This is a genomic window from Neoroseomonas rubea, assembly GCF_016106015.1.
Classification (GTDB): Bacteria; Pseudomonadota; Alphaproteobacteria; order Acetobacterales; family Acetobacteraceae; genus Neoroseomonas; species Neoroseomonas rubea.
In genome coordinates this window covers 1-5379 of the sequence record NZ_JACADQ010000296.1, presented here as the reverse complement: position 1 = coordinate 5379, position 5379 = coordinate 1, and the positions used below count along the sequence as shown (strand labels likewise).

The 5379-nt window shown below is 70.9% G+C and carries 6 protein-coding genes and 1 pseudogene; 2 read left to right on the top strand and 5 right to left on the bottom strand.

All coding sequences use genetic code 11. The features are described from left to right. From HW577_RS20025 to HW577_RS20015, 3 genes and pseudogenes are all read right to left on the bottom strand, one after another. Nucleotides 1–249: pseudogene (locus HW577_RS20025) on the bottom strand (hypothetical protein); the annotation flags it as partial. 79 nt (nucleotides 250–328) lie between these two features. Next, nucleotides 329–1273: an N-carbamoyl-D-amino-acid hydrolase gene (locus HW577_RS20020; protein ID WP_198377895.1), complete on the bottom strand. Its 945-nt coding sequence runs from the start codon at nucleotides 1271–1273 to the stop codon at nucleotides 329–331. Beyond that, nucleotides 1270–1563, bottom strand: coding sequence for a hypothetical protein (locus HW577_RS20015; RefSeq protein WP_198377894.1), 294 nt, complete (start codon nucleotides 1561–1563; stop codon nucleotides 1270–1272). The genes HW577_RS20020 and HW577_RS20015 overlap by 4 nt, the downstream gene beginning before the upstream one ends. A 315-nt stretch (nucleotides 1564–1878) precedes the next feature. Here HW577_RS20015 and HW577_RS20010 point away from each other — a divergent pair, with 315 nt between their 5' ends. Continuing rightward, on the top strand, nucleotides 1879–2394 hold the full coding sequence (locus HW577_RS20010) for a hypothetical protein (RefSeq protein ID WP_198377893.1): 516 nt from the start codon (nucleotides 1879–1881) through the stop codon (nucleotides 2392–2394). Between the two features lie 211 nt (nucleotides 2395–2605). Here HW577_RS20010 and HW577_RS20005 read toward each other — a convergent pair whose 3' ends face one another. After that, nucleotides 2606–3997 carry a dihydroorotase gene (locus HW577_RS20005; RefSeq protein WP_198377892.1) on the bottom strand — a complete coding sequence of 464 codons (1392 nt, stop codon included), beginning with the start codon at nucleotides 3995–3997 and terminating at the stop codon, nucleotides 2606–2608. A 311-nt stretch (nucleotides 3998–4308) separates the two neighbouring features. Here HW577_RS20005 and HW577_RS20000 point away from each other — a divergent pair, with 311 nt between their 5' ends. After that, nucleotides 4309–4632, top strand: coding sequence for a hypothetical protein (locus tag HW577_RS20000; protein ID WP_198377891.1), 324 nt, complete (start codon nucleotides 4309–4311; stop codon nucleotides 4630–4632). Here HW577_RS20000 and HW577_RS19995 read toward each other — a convergent pair. Then, the coding region (locus HW577_RS19995) for a LysR family substrate-binding domain-containing protein (protein ID WP_198377890.1) at nucleotides 4599–5379 on the bottom strand (781 nt) is incomplete at its 5' end. The genes HW577_RS20000 and HW577_RS19995 overlap by 34 nt on opposite strands.

Genomic DNA, 5379 nt, shown 5'->3' with positions numbered 1-5379 from the left:
GCCGGTGGCGAGCGCGAGCCCGCGCGGCGCGGTCGCCGCCCGGCGCGCGAGCAGCCGCGCCGCGATCGCATCCGCGCCCGAGACGGTATGCAGGTCCCACTCGAAGGCGAGCAGGTCGCGCCAATGGCATTCGGCGGCGAACAGCGCGGCGAGGCGCCCGGCATCGCCGCCCTCGAGCGCGCCGGCGAAGGCCGCGAGCCAGTCGCGCGCCGCCGTCTCGGTCGAGCTTCCCGTCAGGATGCCGTCCATGGCCCGTATCCCCTCCAGCCTTGCTTGCCGGGGAGTTTGGGCGCCGCCCCCGGGCGCGGCAAGCCGCGCCCGATGCATGTCAGGCCGGCGGCACGGCGCCCACCTGGTCGATGATCGGCCGGTACCATTGCGGCCGGCGATGGGCGGCGAAGTTGAACATCTTCTCCTTGCCCTGCCGGCAGGCGTCGAAATCGGCATCGGCGACGATGACCTCGTCGCCCAGCGTCGTCGCCTGCGCCACGGCGATCCCGTTCGGGTTCACGATCACGCTGCCGCCGATCAGACCGGATCCGTCCTCGTCGCCCGCCTTCGCCACGCTGACCGCCCAGGTCGCGTTCATGTAGGCATTGGCCTGCACCGCCAGCGTGGAGTGGAAGGTGCGGAGATCAGCACTTTCCGTCGTGCCGCCCATCGGGTCGTAGGCGGCGGAATTGTAGCCGATCAGCATGAGTTCCACGCCCTGCAGCCCATAGACGCGCCAGCCTTCCGGCCAGCGCCGGTCGTTGCAGATCAGCATGCCCGCGACCGGGCTGCCCCAGGCTTCCGGCCCGCGGAAGGCGGGGAAGCCGAGGTCGCCATACTCGAAGTAGCGCTTTTCCAGCTGCTGGAAGCGGTCGCCGATGCGGGGTTCCACCGTGCCCGGCAGGTGGATCTTCCGGTACTTGCCCAGGATCGCGCCGTCCGGCCCGACCGTGACCGCGCTGTTGTAGCGCCGGCCCTGCGGCGTGAGTTCCGCGTAGCCGACATACATGCCGACGCCGAGTTCCCGCGCCCGGTCGAACAGCGGCTGGGTCTGCGGCCCCGGCAATTCCCGCTCGAAATAGGTGTCGAGTTCCTGCGTGCTCTCGATCAGCCAGCGCGGGAAGAAGGTGGTGAAGGGCAGTTCGGGGAAGACGACCAGCTTCGCCCCCTGCCCCGCCGCCCGTTCCAGCAGCGCGATCATGCGGTCGAGGATCTGCCGGCGGCTGTCCGCCTTCTGGTTGCCGCCCATCTGGGCGCCGGCGATGCGGAGGATACGGCTCATTTGAAAAGGTCCCTGACATCCTGGAGCGTGCCGCCGAAGGCCCGCCAGACGAGAATGGAAGCGAGGCAGAAGCCGCCGCCGGCGATCAGCCCGGGCAGGCCTTCGCGCAGCCCGGCCTGCGCCGCAAGGCTCGCGCCGAGCAGCCCGACCAGCACCCCCGCGCCGACCGCCATTGCTGCCGGGCCGAAGCCGGGCTTTTGCCGCGGCGGCGGCGCATGGCCGACGCGCGAGGGCCGCGGCGGGCGCTTGATCCAGTGGCGCGGCGGGCGCTGGCTACCTCCGCCCGACATGGCGCCCCTCGCACCGCCGAGGTCCCAGGCTCGCCGCTGAAATGCGGCGCAACCTGTCACGAAGGATCGTCCTGCTCCGCAACCATTCAGGGACGACTGAAGATGCTTTCGCCACGAATGGCTCCCTAGTCTGCCGCACTTCGATGCATCGCTTCGCGTGCAATCGCTGGCGCTACTGACGGCGGAGCGCGAGGGAACGCAATACTCTTGACGTCAGGAAAATTTTCCAGTACGAAGTCGCAATCAGCGGCAGACATGCAACCTCCGGCATCCACCAACCGCGCTCCGGGTCGATTTCGTCGCATCCTGCGCTGGATGACACGCTGGGCACTGCGAGGGGTTTTCCTCATCGCAATCGCGAACCTGGCCTGGGATGCCTGGGTCTGGATCGATCGGACCTTCGCGGCAGGTGACCGGCGATACTTCCGCCACGCGGAACAGGCCAACGATGTCGGCTACGGATATGCGGAAATAGGCGTCGTCAACGAGACCGGGCGCGACTTCCTCATCGAGGGCCTCGCCCTCGAAGGCTGGAACTGGCACCCGCCACCGCCGCGAACGGAGCGCATCCTCGCGCGGGCCGGCGAGCCCGGATCGTCCCTCGACGCGCAAACCTACCTCTTTCGCCTCCTCAGCTCGGGTCACCTCCGGCTGCGCGACGCAGCGGGCGGCGAAACGCGGCGCATCGATTTCGACGCCGACCGTCGTCGTCCCACGTCGTGCCGGATAGAGCTCCGCATCCAGGAGCGTGGCGAGACAGTGTCGGGGTGCCGACCGCTGCATCGCCTTCCCCCATCGTTTCAGTGGCTTGTCGGTCCGGAGAACTACTGACCCGGCGCGCCCGCGCCACATCGCAGACTGGAGATGACCAGGCCCGATCCCGGCGTCGAAGCCGCGCACCGCCGCGCCGCGTGGACGCAGATGCTGAACGAAGACGAGGGCGCCGAAGGCCCCGTATCCGTCCGTGCCCACCAGCAGGACGGGCGCCCCGTGCGGGCACATACGCGGTCGAGACCATGATCAGTGGCGCGGCGGGCGCTGGCTATTCTTCCCCGACATAGGTCCCGTTGTGCTGCCGCGGCACGAAGCGCCCCGTGCCCGGCTTCGCCAGCACCTGCTTCCCGTCCCAGATGCACGCCCCGCGCAGATAGGTCGCGGCCACCCGCGCGGCCATCCGCCGCCCGTCATAGGGCGACCAGCGCGCATCCTCCTCGTCCTGGATATCGGCCGCGTCGAAGGTGAATTCCCCGGTCTCCAGCACCAGGAAATCGGCATCCGCGCCGATGCGGATCGCGCCCTTGCGCGGGAACAGCCCGTGGAACTTCGCCGGCCGCTCGGCGCAGTAGCGCGCCATCATCGTCACCGGCAGGGAGCGTTCCGACAGCAGCGTGTACATCAGCGGCGCGAAGGACTGCATGCCCGTCAGCCCCGCGCCCACGGTGAAGATGTCCCCGGTATAGGTCTTGCGGTCGCGCGGCCAGGGCGCGTGGTCGGTCGAGACATAGGCGACCTTGCCCGCCGCCAGCGAATCCCACACGCGGGCCACTTCCTCGGCCGTGCGGAAGGGCGGGTTGCATTTCCCGAAGCCTTCCAGCCGGACGATGTCCTCCTCCGTCATGCACAGGTACTGGATGCAGGCCTCGCCGGACGCCTTGCCGCCCATGTTGCGGAACACCTCGGCGATCTCGAAGCCGCGCGCGAGCGAGGAATGGGCGATGTGCACGTGCGCGCCCGTCTCGAGCCCGATCTCGAAGATTTCCAGGTCCGCCATGGTCTCGCACAGCGGCGGGCGGGTGCGGCAATGCCAGATCGGGCTGGTGTTGCCCGCGGCCTTCGCTTCCTCGGTCAGCCGGACCACGATCTCCTGGTCCTCATTGTGCACGGCGACCATCAGGCCGGTCTTCGCGATCTCCCGGAAGGCGGCGACCATGGTCGGGTGGTCGATGCGCGGGAAGCGCACCGCGTCGTACTCATAGGTCGAGAGCTTGAAGGAGCAGACGCCCGCTTCGGCCAGCCCCGCGATGGCATCGATGCCGCCCGTCTTGGTGATGGTGCCGTACAGCGCCATGTCGACATGCGACAGGCGGTTCACATGCTCGACCTTCTCCGCGAGGATCGAGGCGTCGGTCACCGGCCGCGGGACGTCATAGGGCATGTCGACGCAGGTGGTGACACCACCCGCCGCCGCCGACATGGACGCGCCCCGGATGCCCGGCCAGCCGCGCGAGGATGAGGTGTGCATGTGCCCGTCCACCAGGCCCGGCAGCACGTACTTCCCGGAATGGTCCATCGACGCCTTGGCGGGCGGGCTTACCCCCTCGCCGATCGCGGCGATCGTCTCCCCGCGGATCGCGACGTAGCCGTCCCGCAGCACGCGGTCCGACAGGACGATGTCGCCGCGGATCACGGCATCGAAGGGGGCGGCGTCGGACATGCGGGGCATCCTTATCTGCGATCGGCAACACGCCTCGTCCTTGCCCGACGAAACGTGACATGCCCGCTAACATCCCCTTATCGCGGCGCCCTGGAAAGTCGGGCCGGCAGCCACGCGGATGGCTTTCGACCAGCGCGCACCGGGATCGGGAGGAACGAGCATGCCATCCGACTATGCCACCGGCTTCCGCCGCGGCACCATCCTCGCCCCGGACGATGCCGGGTCTGACAGGCGCGCGAGCCGCGCAAGGCCCGGCGGGACGACGCCCGCGCGCCCTTGATGCCGACGCGGCGGCGATGGAGCATCGGGGCATGACCGACGCATCGCGCGCAAGCATGGTCTGGCGCCTGCTGGTCGCCGCGGGCGTCGTTGGCCTCGCCGTGCTCGGCGTCGCGACACTCGCCGCGCTCGAGGGCTGGCTCACCTATGGTAGGGGCGTGGAGCGCGTCCTGCTCCAGGCAGCGCTGCTCGCTGCGGCGGGCGGGCTGTTCGGCTACGCCTTCCGGCTGCGCCGCGCGGGGCAGGCGCGGCGCGCGATGCTGATGCTGGGGCTGCTGGCGGCGCTCACCCTGCCCTATGCGGCGCTGCTCGGCGCCGCGGCCTACCTTTTCGCCTTTGCGGGCGAGCGGTTCTGAGGCGCTGCGGCAGGGCGCGCCGCCTCCGGCCAGACCTCCCCGGCGATGGTGAGCGCGAGGCGCACCGCCTCGCTCTCCCGCTCCGCATTCCAGGCCAGCGCCACGCCGACGCCGCGCACCGGCCCCGCCAGTACCCGGAAGGCGACGCCCGGCGGATCGAGCCGCGCCATCCCTTCCGAGACCAGCGCGACGCCAAGCCCTGCAGCGACGAAGCCGAGCTGCGCCATGGCCGAGCCCACTTCCCGCACCGCATGCGGCGCGAAGCCCGCCGCACGGCAAGCCGCCGTCATCGCGTCCGAATAGGCGGGGCTGATCGCGCGCGGCAGCACCAGCATCGGCGCCTCGGCCAGGAGCGCGAGCGGCAGCGGGTCCGGTCCGACCAGCAGCGGATGCCCTTCCGGCAGCGCGGCGACGAGCCGGTCCTCGCCGAGCGGGCGGAGCCGCACCGGTGCGACCTCCCGGTCCGCGCGCAGCAGGGCGAGGTCCACCTCCCCGCGCCGCAGCGCCTCCTGCGCGTCGGCCGTGTCCATCTCCCGCACCGCGATCGCCGCATCGGGCCGCGCCGCCTGCATCGCGCGCACCAGCGGGGGCAGGAAGTCGAACAGCGCCGAGGTCACGCAGGCGAGGGCGACCGGCGCGCTGCGCCCGGCGCGCAGTTCGCGCGCGAGCGCCTCGAGATCCGCCGCGTTGCCCGCGACGCGGCGGGCGAGCGGCAGCAGCGCCTCCCCTTCCCGCGTCGGGCGCGCG

Excerpts from the sequence above, each read along its gene's own strand:
- HW577_RS20020 (WP_198377895.1), bottom strand. The coding sequence starts at position 1,273 with ATGAGCCGTATCCTCCGCATCGCCGGCGCCCAGATGGGCGGCAACCAG.
- HW577_RS20015 (WP_198377894.1), bottom strand. The coding sequence starts at position 1,563 with ATGTCGGGCGGAGGTAGCCAGCGCCCGCCGCGCCACTGGATCAAGCGC.
- HW577_RS20010 (WP_198377893.1), top strand. The coding sequence starts at position 1,879 with ATGACACGCTGGGCACTGCGAGGGGTTTTCCTCATCGCAATCGCGAAC.
- HW577_RS20005 (WP_198377892.1), bottom strand. The coding sequence starts at position 3,997 with ATGTCCGACGCCGCCCCCTTCGATGCCGTGATCCGCGGCGACATCGTC.
- HW577_RS20000 (WP_198377891.1), top strand. The coding sequence starts at position 4,309 with ATGACCGACGCATCGCGCGCAAGCATGGTCTGGCGCCTGCTGGTCGCC.